Below are 19,279 nucleotides of genomic sequence, written 5' to 3' on the forward strand. Positions count from 1 at the left end.
GAAATGTATAACATATTGATCGTGGATGATGAGCCGGTGATCGTAGACGGGCTGTATGATCTGTTTCTCGGTTTGAAGGACGTCGATCTCCAGCTCCATAAAGCCTATTCCGCGGACGAAGCGCTGGATATCGTCTATAAAACGCACGTGGACGTCGCCTTTACCGACATTCGCATGCCCGGCATGGACGGCATGGAATTGCACCGGAGAATAGCGGCGCAATGGCCGTTTTGCAAAGTCGTTTTTCTGACCGGCTATAACGATTTCGACTACATTCAATCCGTGTTCCGGCAGGGAGGAACGGATTACATTTTAAAAACCGAAAGCTTCGAAGTAGTGGAGCAGTCGCTTCGCAAAGCGATACGGGAAATCGCGGAACTCATGCAAAAAGAGCGGATGATTGAGCGGGCGAGAGAGAGGATGAAGCAAGCTATGCCCGTTTTGCAGCGGGAATTCCTGCTCGGTCATTTAGAAGAGAGAGCCGGCAAGGTTTCGTCTTTGGCGGAACGGTTTGCGGAGCGGGACCTTCCATTGGATGCCGACTCCAAGGTATTGATTGTGATCGGCCGAGTGGATGCATGGGATGATAGACTATCCGAATCGGACAAGCACTTGTTGCTTTATGCAATCGAAAACATATCCAGCGAATACTTGGCTTCCGTTCGGGTACAGATCATCCAATACGAACGCTCGAAGCTGATCTGGCTGATTCAACCGGTAGACGGAACGTGCGGGGATGAGGACAAGAACACCGTATTCGTGCAAGGTACCCTTGATGCCATTCAGTCCTCATGCAAGGAATTGCTCCAACTGTCCATCTCGTTCATCGCGGCCGGCGAATTCGTCTCGTGGGAAGAGGCGCCCGACAAATTCCACGAATTGAGAGGGGGACTGGTCAGGGGAATGGGACAGGCGAGCGGGATTATTTTGATCGATGGAACGGGCCTTGAAGAAGAGGGGATGGACGACGGCCCGTTTCGCCGCTTGCTGGCACAGTCGGATCTGCTGGAACATCATTTGGAAAACGGTTCGTCCGAGTCCTGTTATGCCGTAATCCGCAGCGTCGTCTCCTTCTGCGAAACGAAGCCCCCATTGCCGCACTTGCAGCAAGAGGCCTTCTTCAATATCGCTCTTCGTCTCTTGTCCTACCTCAATCGTTCCGGCCTATCCTCTCCGTTTGCCAGACGGAGCGGTTATGACAAGCTGCTGGACATGGAAGCGCATGAGTCGTGGAAAGGAATCGGGATGTTTTTTGAAAGCGTCGTGACGTTCATTTTGGAAAATCGGATTCAGGAACGGGACCGGTTGACCCATCGTGTCGTCTCAACCATTAATCGTCATATTCAAGCGCATTTCAGCGAGGATTTATCGCTAACTCGGTTGTCGGGAATCGTTCATTTGAATCCATCCTATTTGTGCAGACTCTATAAACAGACGACGGGGATCGGGCTAAGCGACTATATCAATCAGTACCGGATCGCGCAGGCGAAAGAAATGCTGAAGGACCCTTATTTGAAAATCCAGGATTTGGCGGTCGGCGTGGGCTTCGATTCATCGGCCTATTTCGGACGCGTCTTTAAAAAGGCGACCCAGATGACGCCGCAGGAGTATCGGGACAGCCTGCCCGACTTGCACTCCTGATCCGCGGAAAGATGTCAATAAAGTTCGATGCATGTAAAGATCCTAGAATTTAGATTGGGCCCGGGGTCTCTTATACTTACTCTTGTAAGCGGTGCCAATCGCTTTAAACTCGCTGAGGGGGATTCGCATGAAAGCAAAACGACGAATCAAATACTTATCCGTGCCGCTGGTTCTGTGCCTTGCGCTGCTGGCCGCCTGCAGCTCGAACGGGAAGAACGAAACCGGCAATGCCGCAACGGAAACGAAGCCGCCTACGGCAACCTCATCGACCGAAGTCAAGCCGAATACCGATCCGCTCGGAAAGTACGAGCCAGCGATTGAAATCTCGACAGTCAGAATGGACGACGGCGTGACCAAATTCACCAATGGGGACAGTTGGGACAACAATATTTGGTATAAGGCGTATGAGCAAGATCTCGGCATCAGAGTGAAAAACAAATGGATCGCGCCGCTTGCCGGCAATCAGTACAGCGAAAAGTTGAACGTGTCCATCGCATCCAGCGATCTGCCGGATATTTTCCAAGTGGACGGCGGACAACTGCAGCAGCTGGCCGATGCCGGTCTCATTATGGATCTGAAGGACGTCTATGAAACCTACGCATCTCCCAAAGTGAAAGAGTTACTGAATCTCGATCAAGGAGTCGGGATGAATTCGGCGACGATCGGCGGCAAGCTGATGGCCGTTCCGGTGTTAACCTCGTACAGCGATTATGCCGGATTCGTGTGGGTTCGTACGGACTGGATGAAGAAGTATAACCTGCCCGAACCGAAGACGATGAACGATGTGTGGACGATCGCGGAAACGTTCAAGAAAGAAAACGCCGGCGGGAAAAATACGGTCGGGCTTCCCTTGCGCAAAGACCTGATGGGCGACCTGGGCGGCATCGATCAAATTTTCCAAGGCTATCACGCCTATCCCCGCATGTGGATTCCGGATGCATCCGGGAATCTCGTATACGGCAGCATTCAGCCCGAAATGAAAACAGCGCTGGCCAAACTGCAGGAAGAATACAAGGCCGGTGTCATCGATCGCGAATATGGCGTCAAGGACTATCAGAAGGTTTGCGAAGTCCTCACATCCGGCAAGGCGGGCATTTACTTCGGGGGCATGGCGGATCCGCTCGGATGCACTCAGGCCGGACATGATCAGGATGGCGCGTTGTGGAAGCCGTTGCCGCTCGTATCCTCCGACGACAAGCCGGCCAAACCGGGGATCAGCGTTACGCCCGGCGGATTCTATGTCGTCAAGAAGGGGGCCGCGCATCCGGAAGCCCTGATCAAATTGATCAACTTATTCGCGGCCAAAGGAGACAGCGCCGACAGGGACAAATACTTCCAGGCGGAGAAAACCGGCGATACGCAGCCCTTCCACTATGCGCCGTTCCAGGTATGGCAAATTAACGAAAACGTGGACTTCTACCGCGTCTTTATGAAGCATGCAAAAGGCGAAGACATTTCGGACGTCAAGCAAGACAGGAAGGATGTCGTAGCCAAAATCGACGCTTATCTGAAAGGCGACCAAAAGCAGTGGGCATGGTATGCCATCTTCGGTGACGAGAGCACCCAGCAGGTGATCGATCAATATCTGCAAAACAACATGTATATCTTTAACGGGTACTACGGGCCGGGTACGGGAACGATGAAAGACAAAAACGCCATTCTCGCCAAAATGGAAAGCGAAATGATTACGAGAGTCATTATGGGCGCTTCTTCGCTTGATGATTTCGACAAGTTCGTTTCGGAATGGAAGAAGCTAGGCGGCGACCAGATTACGAAAGAAGTGAACGAGTGGGCGCAAGCTCATCAGAAGCAATGATAAGGGGGTGCGGACGTTGCGGAAAACCGGACTCGTCGTCGGCTTAATCTCTTTGCTGCTTGTTGCCACTCCCGTTTATGCCGAACAGAAGGAAAAGACGGATCACGCGGCTCTCTTCACCAGCCAGATCGGCATCTGGTATACGGTTTGGTGGGACGACAAGCCGCCATACGGCAGCCATTGGTCGGATTGGACCCGGTATCGTCCCCTGCTTGGCGACTACAGCTCCGGGAATGAGGATGCGATTCGCGCGCATATGCAGTGGATGAAAAAAGCCGGCATCGATTTCGTCATCCTCGACGATACGAACGGCCACGGCAACGACAACGGGAATATTGCCGAACATATCGACCAAGTATTCCGGGTTGTGGAATCCATGCCGGCAGGAACGGCGCCGAGTCTGGCTCTCGCCATCGGGTACGCCGAGTGGGCTCGGAACGATATCCGGGAGCAGCAGGCGGAGGCGGATCTGGTATTCGACCGCTATGCGCAAAGTCCCGTTTATTACCAATGGAAAGGCAAACCGCTGCTCGTCAATTATACGGCGCCTTCATGGTTTTATAAGTGGAAGGATGATCGCTTTTCCGTCCGCTTCGCGACGGGAAAAGTATCGGACGGGGCACCCGTTGCGCCGGATACCGGTTTGTGGGGATGGGTTTTCGACCGGGAGCAGGCCAGCGGTGAAGTGGTCGGCGTCAATCCGGGCTGGGATACCGCTCATCTCGGCCGGGGAACGACCCCAATTCCGAGAGAGGACGGGGAGCTCTATTCGAAAATGTGGATCAACGCGCTGAAAAAGAACCCCGAGGCCGTCATCATTTCATCGTTTAACGATTTCGCGGAGGAAACCGCGATCGAAGCGGCCGAGCCGAGAAACGAAGCCGTACCGGCCTACCGGGATGCCTACGGGGATCCGGCGCCCGACTGGTATCAGAAGCTTACGGAAGGCTATGCCGGCTTGAAAGCCGGATACAAGGAAGGATTTTATTATAAGGAAGAGCAGGCGTCGCAGCTCTATCGGTTTACGAACGGCCAATTGGTGAAAACGGCAGAATTGCCTCACCAGCTTCCCGTCATCGAGCTTCCGAAAGGCTTTATGAAGGGGAAAATCAAGACCGATCAGCCGGGCCGGGACAAGACCGTGCCAAACAAATGGGTCGTTCTTGATTTATTCGACTCCTGGCGCAATCATTTCAAAGGACTTAATCAGGACTGGAGCTACCGAACTCTTCTGGCAAGCGATGCCGAAATCCCGGGTCTGAGCAATGGGGCCGCATTCGAGTATATTCAACCGACCGAATTGGAACTCATGTACAGCCAGAGCGACGCGACGGCGGAGAAACCGCTCGATCGGCTCGGCTTCAAGGCCCATCCGGCCTGGATGGGGGAAAACGGTTGGGCTAACGCCGATGTCCGGGTGACGCTGCCTAGGGATAAGAAGCTGTACCTCACCTATATTCCGGGAAAAGTGAATACGGCGAGCGACGGCATTTCACTCACGGTCTACGTGAATGGCGAGCAAGCAGCCTTCGATTGGATAGACGGGACGGCGGGCTGGAAAGCGAAACGGGCGATCGATATCAGCGCGTACGCCGGGCAAACGGTCACGATCCGATACAAGGTCGGTTGGGGGAAAGAAGTGTTGGGCGGTGAAGCGACTCCAGCCTACGATTCCTTATTGATTGGCGAACCGCTCATCGTCTCACGAACTCAATAACGTTTTCGTTCGGCGGAAAGGGGAGGGAGCGATTCCAGCCCCTTTCCTCCTAACATTTTAAGACATGGGAGAAGAGAAGCATATGTGGGCAAGAAAGACATTCCGTCACCTGCCGCTAGATTGCATGATTTTGCCCGGCCTCATCCTTGTGCTGATATACGCCTACGGTCCGATGATCGGGATTGTGATGGCTTTTCAGAAATATTTGCCGACCAAAGGAATACTCGGATCGGAGTGGGTCGGTTTCCAGAACTATGTCACCGTCTTTCAATACCCGGATACGATGCAAATCATCTATAACACGGTTTCGATTTCGCTCATGAAGATCGTTGCGGGGCTGGCGGTTCCGATTGCCGTCTCGCTGCTTCTCAACGAGTTACGGATTCAAGGTCTCAAACGTTCCATTCAAACGATGATCTATTTGCCGCATTTTCTTTCCTGGGTCATTCTCGGCGGCATCCTGATCGAAATCTTGTCCCCGTCCACCGGCCTCGTGAACAAATTCATTGAAATCATCGGGTTTGAGCCCGTTTATTTTTTGGGAGACAACCATTGGTTTCCTTTCGTTCTCGTCATTTCCGACGTATGGAAGGAGTTTGGGTTTGCCACGATTATCTACTTGGCCGCACTGACGGGAATCAATCCGGCGCTCTACGAAGCGGCAGTCGTAGATGGCGCATCCCGCTGGAAACAAACCTTGCACATTACCCTTCCCGGCATCAGGCCGATCATCATCTTGCTCGCCGTTCTTAGCCTCGGCAATGTGCTCAATGCGGGATTCGACCAGGTCTTCAATTTATACAGCCCTCAGGTGTATCAAAGCGGCGACATTATCGATACCTTCGTTTACCGGATGGGCCTGGCCAATGCCCAATATAGTTTCGCGACAGCGATCGGTTTCTTTAAGTCCGTGATCTCTTTCCTGTTGATTTCAGGCTCGTATTATCTGGCTTACCGTTTTGCCGATTACCGGATTTTTTGAAGGAAGGAGAGTTGGTCCGTGCTGTACCGAAGATCGCTTTCAAGCAGAATCTTTGCGGTGTTCAATATGACATTTCTGGTGGGGATGGCGCTCCTGTGTTTGGCTCCCCTTGTTCATGTGCTTGCCGTCTCCTTCAGTGCGAGCTCCGCGGCGAAAGCGGGGTTAGTGACCTTCTGGCCGGTTGATTTCACCTTGCAGTCCTACCGGTTCGTTGCGGAAAGACCGGAGTTTATCCGTTCGATCCTCATATCGGTGGAACGCGTCCTTCTGGGTACGCTGCTCAATATGCTGCTAACCGTACTGATTGCCTATCCGCTTTCCAAAGACGCGAGGTCTTTTCCGCGGCGCACGCTATACGTTTGGATTTTCGTGTTTTCCATGCTGTTCAGCGGCGGATTGATCCCGTGGTATATGGTGATTAAGGAAACCGGGCTTCTCAATTCCATCTGGGCGCTCGTCTTGCCCGGGGCCGTCCCCGTATTTAACGTGATTTTGCTGCTGAACTTTTTTCGGGGCTTGCCCAAGGAATTGGAAGAATCCGCTTTTATCGACGGCGGCGGGTATTGGAAAAGCCTTTGGCGGATTTATGTGCCGCTGTCGGCCCCGTCACTGGCTACTCTAACCCTCTTTGCCATGGTGGGCCATTGGAATTCCTGGTTTGACGGGCTGATTTTAATGGGAACCCCGGAGAAATACCCGCTGTCCAGCTATTTGCAGACGGTTGTCGTACAGATGGACATTCAATCGATGATCGGCAGCGATTTGGCCAGTCTGCAACAAATTTCCGATCAAACGGCAAAAGCGGCGCAAATCTTTCTCGGCGCGCTTCCCATCCTATTGGTATATCCGTTTCTGCAGCGTTACTTTGTTACCGGAATGACGCTCGGAAGCATCAAAGAATGATCGCGGTAAAGGAATGGAGGACCCTATGAAGAGCGTTTCAATTCAACACCTGGAGGCACAAGGAGAATTTTACAGACGCGCAATAGCCAATTTTAACCGATTGGAGACGGAGGAATACGCGCCGCCCCGCTTGTTCCGGGACGATGCCTACAGCTGGCCGGGGGATTGGGAGGGGCGGACGTTGCTGGGTTGGACGCTGCTTGCGCGGTCCACAAGACGGCCGCCCGAATACTTGGAAGAAGCGATCCGGATGCTCCCCTCTCGTCTGAACGAGAAAGGATTTTTCGGACCCGTTCATCCTCGCGGCACGGTTGACGAACAGCAGCTGTCCGGCAACAGTTGGTTTTTGCGCGCGTTATGCGAATATTATCTATGGACCAAAGACGATTTCGCGCTGAGTGTCATTCATCGGTTGATCGACAATCTGCTGCTGCCGGCTGTCGGCTATTATGCGGAATATCCGCTGGATCCCGTGCAACGGTCGTATGACGGTTCCGCCATCGGCGAGTTGTTCGGGAAGGTTGGGGCCTGGCATCTGTCCACGGACATCGGCTGCGCTTTTATCATGTTGGACGGCGCCACGCAAGCTTACCTTATCGTTCCGAAGCCCGAGTTAAGAGACCTCATCGATGAGATGATCGAGAAGTTCATGACGGCCGACATCATCGGCTTGTCGTTTCAAACCCATGCTACGTTGTCGGCGCTGCGGGGAATCCTTCGCCATTATGAAACGACCGGCGACCCGCGGCTGCTCGAGAAGGCTATCGATACGTTCGGCGTCTATATGCAGAGGGGCATGACGGAAAATTACGCGAACTACAATTGGTTCGGCCGGCCGGATTGGACAGAGCCGTGCGCCGTGGTCGACTCGTTTATCGTTGCCGTCGGGTTGTGGAAGCACACCGGAAACAGCGCCTATTTGGAGGCGGCTCATCACATCTATTACAACGGATTAGGATACGGGCAGCGCCCGAATGGAGGATTCGGCTGCGACGTTTGCGCCGGCGTTCGCGATGAAATGCTGTCCCCTAAGGAAGGATTGTACGAGGCGTACTGGTGCTGCACGATGCGCGGGGCCGAAGGGCTGGCGAAGGCGATCGACAGCTGCTATCAGGCGACGGGCCGAACGATCGCGATTCCGTTCTATGAAAGCTCTACAGCGGTAATCGCGGTAGGCGACGGGGAGCTCAAGCTGGCGACCGAGACGGATTATCCGTACGAAGGGGTTGTCCGGATCGAAGTGATGGAAAGTACGGTTGCCGAACCGGTTACGCTTCGGTTGTTCATGCCGTCCTGGGTGGAACGATCAACCGTTGCTTTGAGCGTGAACGGGGAGAGTAAAGGCACGGAAATCCGTGACGGCTTCGTTAGTCTCGCCGGCCATTTTCCGAAAGGCACGCTTATCGAGCTTTCATTCGGCATCGGCCTGCGGAAGGAAAGGGCGTTCGGCTTTCACACGACAATTGAAGGATACTCTTACAGACACGGCCCCCTTCTGCTCGGAATCGACAGCCCCGGCAGCGCGTTGGCCATCGGCCAGGACGAGCGAATGGAGCCGCTGGGAGAAGGCAAGTACCGGCTTGCTCCCTCGAACCTTACGCTTTCTCCCGTCCATGATATGATCGATAAGCCGCTTGAGGAATCCAGGCAGAATCGAAAGCAAGTGCTGTTTCGCGACTATTGAAAAAAAGCCGCTACAGCCACAATTCATATGCATTCGTATGCCCAACAATCAGATGGAACCCCCATTCTTTCGGGCAATAGAGAAGACCTCTCTGCATAGACCACGCAAGGCCCCTCGTAACCGACGAAATCATTTCTAACGGAAGGTACGGAAGATAGAAAAGTGGAGCCCTAGATCATTTCTAAGGCTCCACGATTTCTTTAAATTCTATTCATTGGTACATAATTGGTACATTTCCGCTTTTTCGGACAAAAAAAATTGCGGTCAAAACCCCGCAATCCCTTGATATTAAAATGGTCGAGACGACAGGATTCGAACCTGCGACCTCTTGGTCCCGAACCAAGCGCTCTACCAAGCTGAGCCACGTCTCGACGGTTTTATGAATAACGAACGAATCTGATTATAGCATAGCGGTATTGAAAAGGAAAGGCTTTTGCCCATGAATTCTCATGGGAACATACGGCTTAGCGAAAACGGCATCGGGCATCGGGATCCGGGGACATCACCCTTTTTGCCGAAAATCGTTGCATCTTTGTTATCTGTTATATATAATGTATAACAGATAGATGATCTAACATTTAAGTGCAGGAGGCGCGAGGCCATGTCGATTCCATCCCGTACCGCTTCGACTGACCGCGTATCGATCGGGCATCCGGGCATGCGCAGACGTCATCTCCGTCTGGTTCTGCTGTTCACGGCGCTCTCCATCGTCGGCGCTGCGGCGGTGATGCCTTACCAGCTGGCGCTGGCCGTCCCGCCGGAGGGCCGGGCGATCCCGTTCGCCGTCTCGGCGGCCGCCTCGATCGCGCAGGCCGCGATCCTGGCCTTCATCGCCAGCTGGTTCGGCTTCGCGATGGCGTCCCGCGTCGGTCTCGACGCGCCGCTGCTGCGCAGTCGGCTGTACGGGAACGACGGCTTCGCGACCCGTCCGCGCTGGTCCGGCCGCTGCTGGCTATTGCCGCCCTCGGCAGCCTGATCGGCACGGTCGTCCTCCTCGTCCTCTACTGGCGCAAAGGACTCGAATACGCGATCGCGGCGCATATGGCCGGGGATCTGGCGCTGCACTTGATCGTACCAGCCTTATTCTCCTAAGGGAGATTAGTTAGCAAGAGAAAGGATTTGAGCTGATGTGGATGGAAATTGACCTGCAATCCGAAGTCCCGTTGTACTCGCAGCTGGTCGACCAATTGATCGAAGGGATCGCTTCCGGGCAGCTGAAGCCGGGCGATCCGCTGCCTTCGGTCCGCAGCCTGGCCGCGGATCTCGGTATTAATCTGCACACCGTGAACAAAGCTTATCAAATCTTGAAGCAGGAAGGCTTCCTGCAGGTTCACCGCAAGCAGGGCGTCGTCGTTCAGCCGGGCGGCATGCCCGGCGTGACCGATGCCTTCGCCGCCAAGCTGCAGCGGCAGCTGCGCGCGCTGGCCGCCGAAGCGGCGGTGCGGGGGATGAGCGAGGCGGAATTCGCGGCGCACAGCGCCGCGGTCTACCGGCAACTGTTAACGGACCAAGGGGGAGAACTTTCATGATGAACGAATGGGGTTGGATGACGCTGGCGATGCTGGACGTGATTACGGCAGGCACCTTTATCGTCATATCGATGATTACGCCGGCTTACTTGATCTTCGGCCTGTACGTGCCGGAGGAGGATCGCGCGGACGCTGCGCTGCGGCGGCTCCGCAGGCGCTATGGCGGATGGGCGGTTCTGACCGGACTGCTCGGGCTGGCCGCCGGCGCTGCAGCGGCGATGCTCAGCGACGGAAATCCGGACGCTATCCTGCCCGCGACGCTCGTCGTCCAGATCGCGGGATTGATCGTCGCCTGGCGGGCTGGCCGCCGGGCCGCCTTGAAGCTGAAGGCGGAGCGGGGCTGGGAGGCGCCGAACCAGACGAAACGGGTGATCGATCTGCGGTTCCGCGAGCGTCAGCGCCTCGTCGGCAACGGCTGGTTCGCCGTGCATCTGCTGATCATCGCCGTCTGCATCGCGGTAGCGATTCTGCAGTGGGACCGCATCCCGGATGTGATGGCCACGCACTTCGGCATTAACGGCGAAGCCGACCGCTTCTCCAAGAAGACGGTCGGAACCGTGTTCACGCTGAACATCCTGCAAGTCTTCATGACCGGCTTGTTCATCGGCATCAACTACATGATCCGCGGCACGCGCCAGAACCTCGATCCGGACCATCCGGTGGCTTCGATGGAGAAGCAGCTGCGGTTCCGGCGGGCGAATTCGATCTTCCTCTACGCGCTTTCTCTGTTCATCATTCTCCTCTTCGGCGTCATCCAGGGCTTCACGCTCTACGATTGGCCGCAGACGGTGCTGCTGGCGGTGATGGTGCCGCTTCCGCTCCTGATCATGGGCGGCGTGATCGGCTTCCTCGTCTACCTCACGCGGAACGGGCTGGACGCCCAGGCTGCCGGGCCGAATGCCAAGGACGACCGATACTGGCGCGGAGGGGGAATCTACTTCAACAAGAACGACCCCGCCCTCGTGGTGGAGAAAAGGTACGGCGTCGGCTGGACGTTCAACTTCGCGCACCCGCTTGCATGGGTGATCCTCATCGGCATCGTGCTGGTGCCGATCGTCATCGTCGTGTTGACGGAGGCGCTGACCTAGTCCGAAGCTCACCCAAATGCCTAGTCCCGTTTGCCGCGGGGCAAGGCGGTGTACGGCAGGTCTACGATTGCCGCTATGTCTCGACTTAAGGTTGGACAATCGGCCGGATTGCTTGGACGAGCTTCCTCATGATAGGATAAGTTCAATCATTTGGAAGGAGTCTCGCGCCCATGTCGAATGCTCGAACGATGAAGTGGGTGACCGGCGGCCTCGAGATCGTCCTGGCCATTCCGTTCCTCGGCGGCTTGATCGTGATCGGATGGGGCTACCTGCCGCTGGTCATCATGTTCATTCTGCACATCGTTACGCTCTTCTTGTCCAACGCGAACCGGGAGTCCTCGCTCGGGTCCATCTTCGGGATCATCACCTCCTGTCTTGCTTGGATCCCCATCCTCGGCTGGTTCTTGCATCTGATTACAGGTATCGTCCTGCTGCTCGGTGCGGCTGGCGCTTCGCGAAGATAGAGACGACAATCCCCGCCGGCCTTGAGCCGACGGGGATTTTGTTCGTCATACAGAAATGTATAAGTTTCACGCTTATCCATTTCTAAATGGTCTCCGATAGAAACGTGTCGCCTCTTCCGAGAAGATGGCGAAGTCGTTTTTACTTGGCGTATCAGGAAGAATTAGTTTTGATCTTACGGGAAGCCGATGAAGGCAGGCTTGCTTGATCGATGGGGCGCGGCCGGTCTTCATTCCTCTGCTCGCGGCAGCCACGCCTCGATCGCTTCTCTCATCTGCTCCTCCTTCATGGCGCCGATTCGGCGATAGGCGATGCGCCCGTCCGGATCGACCAGCACGGTAACGGGGATCGAAGTGACCTGGTAGGCTTCCGACGCGCGCTTGTCCTCGTCGAGCAAGACGGGGAACGTATAGCCGTTGTCATTGATGTAGCTCGCCGCCTTCTTCCCGCTCTCCCCCATGTCCACGGCCAGCATGACGAGGCCTTCCTCCTTGTAATCCCGGTACACCTGCTCCATCGCGGGCATCTCCTTCTTGCAGTACTTGCACCAGGTCGTCCAGAAGTTGAGATAGACGCGCTTGCCGCGCAGATCCGCCAGCGACACAGAATTGCCGTCCAGATCCGTCAGCGTGAAGGGAGCGGCGGGTACCCGATCCGGCGCGGAGGCCGCCGCCGCGGGGGCTTCTTCGGATTGCCGATTCGCGTCAGGCGCCGCAGAGACGCCGTTCACTGAGGGGGAATCGGCCGAGGCGCCGGATGCGGCGGAAGGGGGAGGAGCGGCTGCGGACCCCTTCTCGTCCGGCTGGTATCGACTTGTCACGTATTGCGCGGCTGCCATGAGCAGCAAGACGGCAGCGAGCAGAATGATTTTCTTTTTCACGAGAGACTCCTTTGTCTGCGGTCTCCGAATAGAAGCCAAGATGGGCGGCCGTGCGGCCGCCCATCTTAGAAGGATTATCGGATTGCTGCGGCTGGAAGCGAATCGTCCGGGACGTTTGACCGCCGATAAAAACGCGTTGTCCTCTTCCGAGAAGACGACAAATCCGTTTTTACTTGGACAGCAGGTTGTACAGCACCTGAGCCACTTGGGCGCGGGTGGAGACGTCCTTCGGATTCAGCTTGCCGCCGCTGCCAGTCACGATGCCGCCATCGACGAGCGATTGGAAGGCATCCTGGGCGTAGCCGGCGATGCTGCCTGCATCAGAGAAGCCGGAGAGACCGACATTCGACTTCGCCGCCGGCAGCTCGCCCAGCGTGCCTAGCGCACGATAGAGCAGCGTGAACAGCTCTTGGCGGGTGACCTGGCTGTCGGGTTGGTACTTGTTGTCGCCCAGCCCTTCGGTGATGCCGAGGCGCTTAGCCGCCGCCAAGTATTTCGTATAGTACGCATTGCCCGCATCGGCAAAATTGTCCGAAGGCTGTTCATCCGGCGCGATGCCGTAAGCCTTCAGCAGCAGGACGATGAACTGTCCGCGCGTCACCGTCGCGTTCGGGCTGTAGTGCGTCTCGTCGGTGCCGGTCGTGATGCTTCGGGCGGCCAGGTAGCTGACCGCATCCTTGTACCACGTGCCGGCCGCCACGTCGGCGAACGGGACGGCGTTGTGCCCGATGATATACTCCGAGAAGTGGGTCGTCGCGAAGTCGACCGTACCCGTGGCGGCATGGTACCCGCCGCGGAGCGTGATCAGCTCGCCGGCTTCGTTGATGTGGTAGACGACGACGGCTTGCGGATCTTCTCCGGCCTTCAGTGTATAGGGAAGGCTGACCGAGACGCGTCCGCCGCCGAAGCTTGCGACCGCCGAATCGCCCGCGAAGACGTTGAAGTCATAGACCGGACGGTCGCCCAGCGCCTGTTTGCCTTCCTCCGTCAGCTCGGAGACCGCGATCTTGACGATAATGTCTCCGGCATTCGAAGCCGATTGGATGCCCGCGACGGATTTGGCGTCGAAGACAAGGGCGCCGAGCTTGCCGTAGTCGAACTTCAGCTCGGCCTTCGTATCGGCGGCCAGGCCGCCGAAGGCGCTCCTCGGGATGAGGAGCTCAACCGATTTGGAGGCGGCATCGGGTTCCACCTTGAATGCGATGACTACCGTCTTGCCGGACGCCTCTGCCGTCTTCGCGCTGCTGAGCAGATCCTGCACCGCAGCGGCCGTGATGGCGGCCGTCGTGACGCCGGTGGCCGCATCGGTCTTGGACGCTACCGTCGTGCCGATGATGGCTTTGGTCGGATCGGCCGGATCGACCGGGATCGGCGGCGGCATCGGCGTCGGAGGCGGCGTCGGCGTAGACGGGCCGGAGGGTCCGCCTGGCACGCCGGGCGAGACGTAAGCCGGTACGACGACTTCGGCGTCCGGGCTGGCATTGTAGCCGAGCTTAGCCGCGAAGCGGACGTGATACGTGCCCGCAGCCAGGCCGCGGATCGCGGGAACCGTCGCCGGACGGTAGATGGAGTCGCCGTGAAGCTTGAACTCCTGGCCGTCCGAAGTGCCCGTAATTTGGCCGTCGTTGTTCGCCGCGGAGGTCGGGGCGATGCCCGTCAGCCCGGTCGGCGCGGCCTGATCCAGATTCTCGTAAGCCGGTACGACGACTTCGACGGCCGGGCTTTGGCTGTAGCCGGGCTTGGCCGCGAAGCGCACGAGATAGGACCCCGGCGTCAGGCCGGTAATCGCCGTTCCCGTGACCGGGATGTAGTCTTTGGCGGATGCGAGCTTATACTCCTGCCCTTCCGTCACGCCGATGATCTGACCGTCCGCCGCATCGGGCGCGCTCGGCGCGATGCCGGACAGGCCGGTCGGCGCGTCTTGCCCCAGCTCGCCGTAGGCCGGAATGACGACCTCGACGATCGGGCTCGCCCGGTAACCCGGCTTGGCGGCGACGCGCACTTGATACGTGCCGTAGACCAAGCCCGTGATGGAAGGCGCCGTAGCGGGGAGGAAGATGTCGTCGTCCTCGAATTTGTATTCCAGATCCGTCGTAGTGCCCGTAATCTGTCCGTCATCGTTGGCGGGGGTGGTCGGAGCAATCCCGCTCAAGCCCGTCGGGGGCGCTTGGTCGAAGATCGGAGCCGGTACGACGACTTGGATCGATTGGCCGGCCGGGTAAGCCACCTCGGCGTGTACGCCGCCGACCGCTACGGGACCTTGATAGCCCGGCTTCGAGACATAGCGCACGTCATAAGTACCGTAGACCAGTCCGGTGATGGACGCGCCGTTCGCAGGAAGGTAAGTCGACGCTCCCGCAAGCTTGTATTCCAGAGGCCGGCCGTTCACGCCGACGATCCGGCCGTCGCCGCTGTCCGCGCCCGTCGGCGCGAGGCCCGTGAGCCCGGTCGGTACGGATTCGAGACGGGACAAGACGCTGTCGAGCGCCGCTTTGTAGGTTTCGTTGTACAGGTACGGCTGATTGTTGGCGTTGACGGCGCCCGGCTGAATCGTCTTCCAGCCGTACATCAACTCCACGTGGCCGAAAATCGGCGCCGCTTTCCCGTTTTCGTCCTTGTTGTCTTTGTTGTAGATGAAGAAGTAAGGAACCTGCAGCTTGTTGGCTACGACGGGCTCGCCGTTCGGGCCAGGGTAGTTGACGTTGTTCGACGTCTTGAGGTACTGCGTCTGGATGTTGGTCAGGTAAGTATTGACCAGATCCACGTACAGTCTGGCGTAGGCATTTCTGGTATCGCGCACCATGAGCCGGTCGTTCTCGTGCGTATCGTAGCCGGCCGGTTTGGAGACGTCTACGCCGGCGTCGAGCCGAGGATCCCACATGTAGACTTTGTCGACGTTGTACTTTTTGGCGTATTCATTGATGAATTTGATCGCCGCTTGGGTGTTCGGGCACCAGGAGCCGCCGAACAGGATGGCGTAGTTGCCCTGGCTGGCCAGCAGCTTGGTCAGCTCGTGATAGGTGACGTGCTCGAACACCAGGTTGCGGTCCGATCCGTCGAAGATCGGCGGCTGGCCGGTCGTATTGTGCAAGACGTTGGCGTTGAAGGCCGGCGCAATGAAGTCGTAGGCGTCGACGCTGTCATAGGACGAAGCCGCCTGCAAGACGCCGAGGACGTCCGCTTTGAAGGCATCGATCTTGCCGGCGTCCGGCGAGCCGTCCGTCAGATAGTCGGACTCATCGCCGTCGCTCCTGAGCGAAGCCAGGATCGGCTCGCTGTTGCCGCCGTTCTTGTGGTTTTTATTGTAGACGAACAAGAGGGACGCATCCTTGACGTCGGCGGCCGGGCTCGGCGCGACAACCGCGCCGCTTGGATCCCTCTCGGTCAAGTATTTGTTTACTAGATCGGTATACACATTGGCGAACCGATTGGCGCTGTCCGCGATGTCCAGCGTCGCGCCGTCCAGCTTGGTGTCGAAGTTGTAGACCGTCTTGACCCCGTAGGCCTTGGCTACTTCGTTTATGTAGCCGATGTTGGCCTGCGTGCTGGCGATCGAAGCGCCGCCGAACAGGATGGCGTAGGTGCCGTCGCTGTCCAGCACGTGGACGAGATCCTCGTACGTGAGGGTCTTGAAGACATGGGCCAAATCGTTCAGATTCGGATAGACGTCGCTGAAGTAGTCATAATGGCTGATCGCCGCGCCGGAGAGCGCGCCTGAAGACGAAGCTTCGGCGGCGCTGGCTTGGCCGGCCTGCTGGAAGGCCGGCAGTACGAGGAAGGCGGCCAGCAGCAGGGCCAGCAACCTTTTCGGGTTGAATTTGTTGTTCATAGCGTCTCCTCAATTGGGGGAATTAAAGTACGATATTAGCGAGATCAAGGGCAGATTTCTTCCTCGGGCGGGCACGCTTCATCCGACGAAGAGGACGGAGAAGACGATGAGGAGGAGGAAGAAGAGGAGGAGGAAGACGATGACGAAGCGGCCGGTTCGGCGGCTGCTTTGGCGGACGGCTTGACGTCGGTCTTCTTCACGAAGTTGACGACCTTCTTAGGCTCGGGCGTCGGGGCAGGTGCCGGCGTAGCCGTTGGCTTCGGCGTCTCCACGGTTGGTGCCGGCGTCGATTGCGGCGCGGCCGAGGCCTTTGGCGCGGGGGAAGCCGTCGCTTCCGGCTTCAGGACAGCCGTCGTGACGGAACCGGAAGCCTTGGATTCGCCGGCGGACGCTTGGGGTGCAGGGGTCGACTTGGTCTCCGCGGCCTTAGCGGACGCAACCGGAGATGAGGTCGACTCGCTTGCGGTCGTCACGGCGGCAGCCTTCGGCGATGGTTCAGGCGTTGCGGCGGCGGCGTTAGCGGGAGAGGCTTCCGCTAGCACGGCAGACGCCGAATCGGCGGCAGGCGACTCCTGCTGGGCTGCAGGCGCGGTTGCGGCCGGCGCTTCGGGCGCGGGCGTGCTCTCGGGCGCAGCAGTGGCGACTGCGGGTGGCGCGGCGGCTTCCGCCTTCGACCCTTGCTTGGCGGATACGGCAGCGTAGGTCAAAGCAGAGAAGGCTACGGCAGCTACAACGATGGATACAGCTACTTTTTTCATGGATGACCGTCCTTTCGCGGCGAGGCGTCTGATGGCGTCCTTCGCGCGGATAATGGGATTTCGTTGAAGCCGGCCCGGACTAGACCCGGACGCGCGAATGGGACGATAATCCGGTCATGAGCAAGTACTCCCCTTTGCCGTTTGGTCCGGATAATAAAAGAAGATCCAACATAGAACGCCCTAGGGCGTTCTCCGTTGAATCTCTGGTAGTCCAGTAGATGTAGGTATGATCTTCCGTTCGTCTCATTTCGCTTCACGTATCCCCATCTTAGTCGGCCCCCCTATTCCTGTCAATGCATATTTAATTATTTTCTATCGTTTTTGTCGGAATTAAAAAAATGGCGTATTGACAATCCCCTTCGACATGAGTAAATTAAATCTAACATTTATTCCAACAAAATTCGTGGGTTTAGGGGGAGAAAAGACAGTGAACATCGACAATAATTTACTGTCCGCGATAGAGACGAACTGGTACGGCTTCGTCGTATCCATCGTCGTATTCGGGATATTGTTCTACTTGGCAAGGAAGCGGGTCGGATTCGGCACGCGGGTGCTGATCGGCCTTGGGATCGGCTTGATCGCGGGGATCTTCTTCCAGAACTTTGAATTGGATACGAAGGCGATCACCACGTTCGGCAGCATCTACGTCAGCCTGATCCGAATGCTGGTCGTGCCGCTGGTGTTCGTGCTCGTGCTGAACAGCATCGCTTCGTTAACCAGCCTGGATTACTTGCGCAAGATCGGCTTCAAGACCTTCGCCTGGTTCCTCGGGACGACGGGTATCGCTTCCATCATCGGTCTGCTCGTCGCGCTGCTGTTCAATCCCGGCCACGGGATCCAGCAGGCCGTTCCGGAAGGTTTCGAAGCGCGAGAGATTCCGACGTTCTCCGACGTCATCCTGAGCCTCGTGCCGTCCAATCCGGTGAATGAAGCGGCCCAAGGCAAAGTCGTGCCGGTGCTCATCTTCGCGATCTTCCTGGCGGTGGCGATCATCAAGGTCGGCTCGAAGAACCCCGATGCGGTGAAGCCGGCGCGCGATCTGATCGCCTCTCTGACGCAGATCATGCACCAAGTGGTCAAGTTCATCATCCGCCTGACGCCCTACGGCGTGTTCGCGCTGATCGCCGGCATCACGGCCAAGTACGGCTGGGACACGCTCCAAGAGCTCGGCAGCGTCATCGTCAGCTCCTATGTGGCGCTGATCCTCCACTTCGTCCTCGTGTTCGGCGGTCTGGTGCTGCTCGTGGCCAAGGTCAATCCGATCAGCTTCTTCCGCAAGATCTATCCGACGATCGCCGTCGCCTTCACGACGCGCAGCAGCTATGCGACGCTGCCGATCAATCTCGAAGTCATCACCAAGCGGCTGCACGTCTCGCCGCGTATCGCGAGCTTCGTGGCGCCGCTCGGCGCATCGGTGAACTTCAACGGCTGCGGCGGCGTCTGGCCCGCGATCGTGGCGGTGTTCACGGCGGAGGTATTCGGGATTCATCTGTCCGTGACGGACTACATCATCTTGGTACTCGTGAGCATCATCTCTTCGATCGGCGTGGCGGGCGTGCCCGGTCCGGCGGTCATCTCCACGACCGTCGTGCTGACGGCGCTCGGCCTGCCGCTCGAAGGCATCGCGATCGTCGCCGGCGTCGAAGCGCTCATCGACATGGGCCGTACGGCGGTGAACGCGACGGGTACGACCGTTACTTCCTTGCTCGTGGCACACTCCGAAGGCGAGTTCGATCGCGAAGCGTTCAACCGCAACGATGACGAAGATCTTGTCGTTAGCCCCGTTTAAGAAGATAGCTTGCACAAGGCACACTTGAGGCACCCGATGCGGGTGCCTTTTTGTTGTCACGCAACCGATGGACAAAAAAAGCTCATCTTTGATTGCGGGCTTGGTAAGGCACTACAAACCAAGTACTTTTATAAGGTACTTGGTTTTTTGTTGAGAACTAATCGACTTACATGGTGAGGAATATTTTGCGCTTACTTTACA

General features: G+C 57.3%; 14 protein-coding genes and 1 tRNA gene. 12 read left to right on the forward strand and 3 right to left on the reverse strand.

Going from position 1 to position 19,279, the window contains the following annotated elements; translation table 11 throughout:
• Positions 1-3 precede the first annotated feature (3 nt).
• From H7C19_RS05800 to H7C19_RS05825, 6 genes are all read left to right on the forward strand, one after another.
• Positions 4-1,641: a response regulator transcription factor gene (locus H7C19_RS05800; RefSeq protein ID WP_185141643.1), complete on the forward strand. Its 1,638-nt coding sequence runs from the start codon at positions 4-6 to the stop codon at positions 1,639-1,641.
• Positions 1,642-1,768: 127 nt separating this feature from the next.
• A complete protein-coding gene (locus H7C19_RS05805) occupies positions 1,769-3,457 on the forward strand; it encodes an extracellular solute-binding protein (protein WP_185141644.1) in 1,689 nt (562 codons plus the stop codon).
• A 16-nt stretch (positions 3,458-3,473) separates the two neighbouring features.
• A complete protein-coding gene (locus tag H7C19_RS05810) occupies positions 3,474-5,174 on the forward strand; it encodes a glycoside hydrolase family 71/99 protein (protein WP_185141645.1) in 1,701 nt (566 codons plus the stop codon).
• A gap of 64 nt (positions 5,175-5,238) precedes the next feature.
• A complete protein-coding gene (locus H7C19_RS05815; RefSeq protein WP_246469321.1) occupies positions 5,239-6,156 on the forward strand; it encodes an ABC transporter permease in 918 nt (305 codons plus the stop codon).
• A gap of 18 nt (positions 6,157-6,174) precedes the next feature.
• Positions 6,175-7,059, forward strand: a complete 885-nt coding sequence (locus tag H7C19_RS05820; RefSeq protein ID WP_313731411.1) for a carbohydrate ABC transporter permease — start codon at positions 6,175-6,177, stop codon at positions 7,057-7,059.
• 100 nt (positions 7,060-7,159) lie between these two features.
• Positions 7,160-8,743 (forward strand): beta-L-arabinofuranosidase domain-containing protein, encoded by a 1,584-nt coding sequence (locus H7C19_RS05825; RefSeq protein WP_221469063.1) that lies wholly within the window; start codon positions 7,160-7,162, stop codon positions 8,741-8,743.
• Positions 8,744-9,037: 294 nt separating this feature from the next.
• Here the strand turns inward: H7C19_RS05825 and H7C19_RS05830 are convergent.
• Positions 9,038-9,114, reverse strand: a tRNA-Pro gene (locus H7C19_RS05830).
• A gap of 230 nt (positions 9,115-9,344) precedes the next feature.
• Between H7C19_RS05830 and H7C19_RS05835 the strand changes: the two genes are divergently transcribed.
• From H7C19_RS05835 to H7C19_RS05850, 4 genes are all read left to right on the forward strand, one after another.
• The gene (locus H7C19_RS05835) at positions 9,345-9,719 is read left to right on the forward strand and encodes a hypothetical protein (protein ID WP_185141648.1); all 375 of its coding nucleotides are present in this window, start codon (positions 9,345-9,347) and stop codon (positions 9,717-9,719) included.
• Positions 9,720-9,870: 151 nt separating this feature from the next.
• Positions 9,871-10,272, forward strand: coding sequence for a GntR family transcriptional regulator (locus H7C19_RS05840; protein WP_185141649.1), 402 nt, complete (start codon positions 9,871-9,873; stop codon positions 10,270-10,272).
• Positions 10,269-11,360, forward strand: a complete 1,092-nt coding sequence (locus H7C19_RS05845) for a DUF1648 domain-containing protein (protein WP_185141650.1) — start codon at positions 10,269-10,271, stop codon at positions 11,358-11,360. The genes H7C19_RS05840 and H7C19_RS05845 overlap by 4 nt, the downstream gene beginning before the upstream one ends.
• A 170-nt stretch (positions 11,361-11,530) precedes the next feature.
• Positions 11,531-11,824, forward strand: a complete 294-nt coding sequence (locus H7C19_RS05850) for a hypothetical protein (protein ID WP_185141651.1) — start codon at positions 11,531-11,533, stop codon at positions 11,822-11,824.
• 227 nt (positions 11,825-12,051) lie between these two features.
• On the opposite strand, the gene H7C19_RS05855 is transcribed toward H7C19_RS05850, so the two are convergent.
• Positions 12,052-12,702, reverse strand: coding sequence for a TlpA family protein disulfide reductase (locus tag H7C19_RS05855; protein ID WP_185141652.1), 651 nt, complete (start codon positions 12,700-12,702; stop codon positions 12,052-12,054).
• Positions 12,703-12,871: 169 nt separating this feature from the next.
• The gene (locus tag H7C19_RS05860) at positions 12,872-16,531 is read right to left on the reverse strand and encodes an S-layer homology domain-containing protein (protein WP_185141653.1); all 3,660 of its coding nucleotides are present in this window, start codon (positions 16,529-16,531) and stop codon (positions 12,872-12,874) included.
• 168 nt (positions 16,532-16,699) lie between these two features.
• Between H7C19_RS05860 and H7C19_RS34185 the strand changes: the two genes are divergently transcribed.
• The gene (locus H7C19_RS34185; protein ID WP_221469064.1) at positions 16,700-17,233 is read left to right on the forward strand and encodes a hypothetical protein; all 534 of its coding nucleotides are present in this window, start codon (positions 16,700-16,702) and stop codon (positions 17,231-17,233) included.
• Between the two features lie 489 nt (positions 17,234-17,722).
• Positions 17,723-19,078 (forward strand): dicarboxylate/amino acid:cation symporter, encoded by a 1,356-nt coding sequence (locus tag H7C19_RS05870; protein WP_185141900.1) that lies wholly within the window; start codon positions 17,723-17,725, stop codon positions 19,076-19,078.
• Positions 19,079-19,279 lie beyond the last annotated feature (201 nt).

The sequence above is a fragment of the Cohnella nanjingensis genome, assembly GCF_014212125.1.
Lineage (GTDB): Bacteria > Bacillota > Bacilli > Paenibacillales > Paenibacillaceae > Cohnella > Cohnella nanjingensis.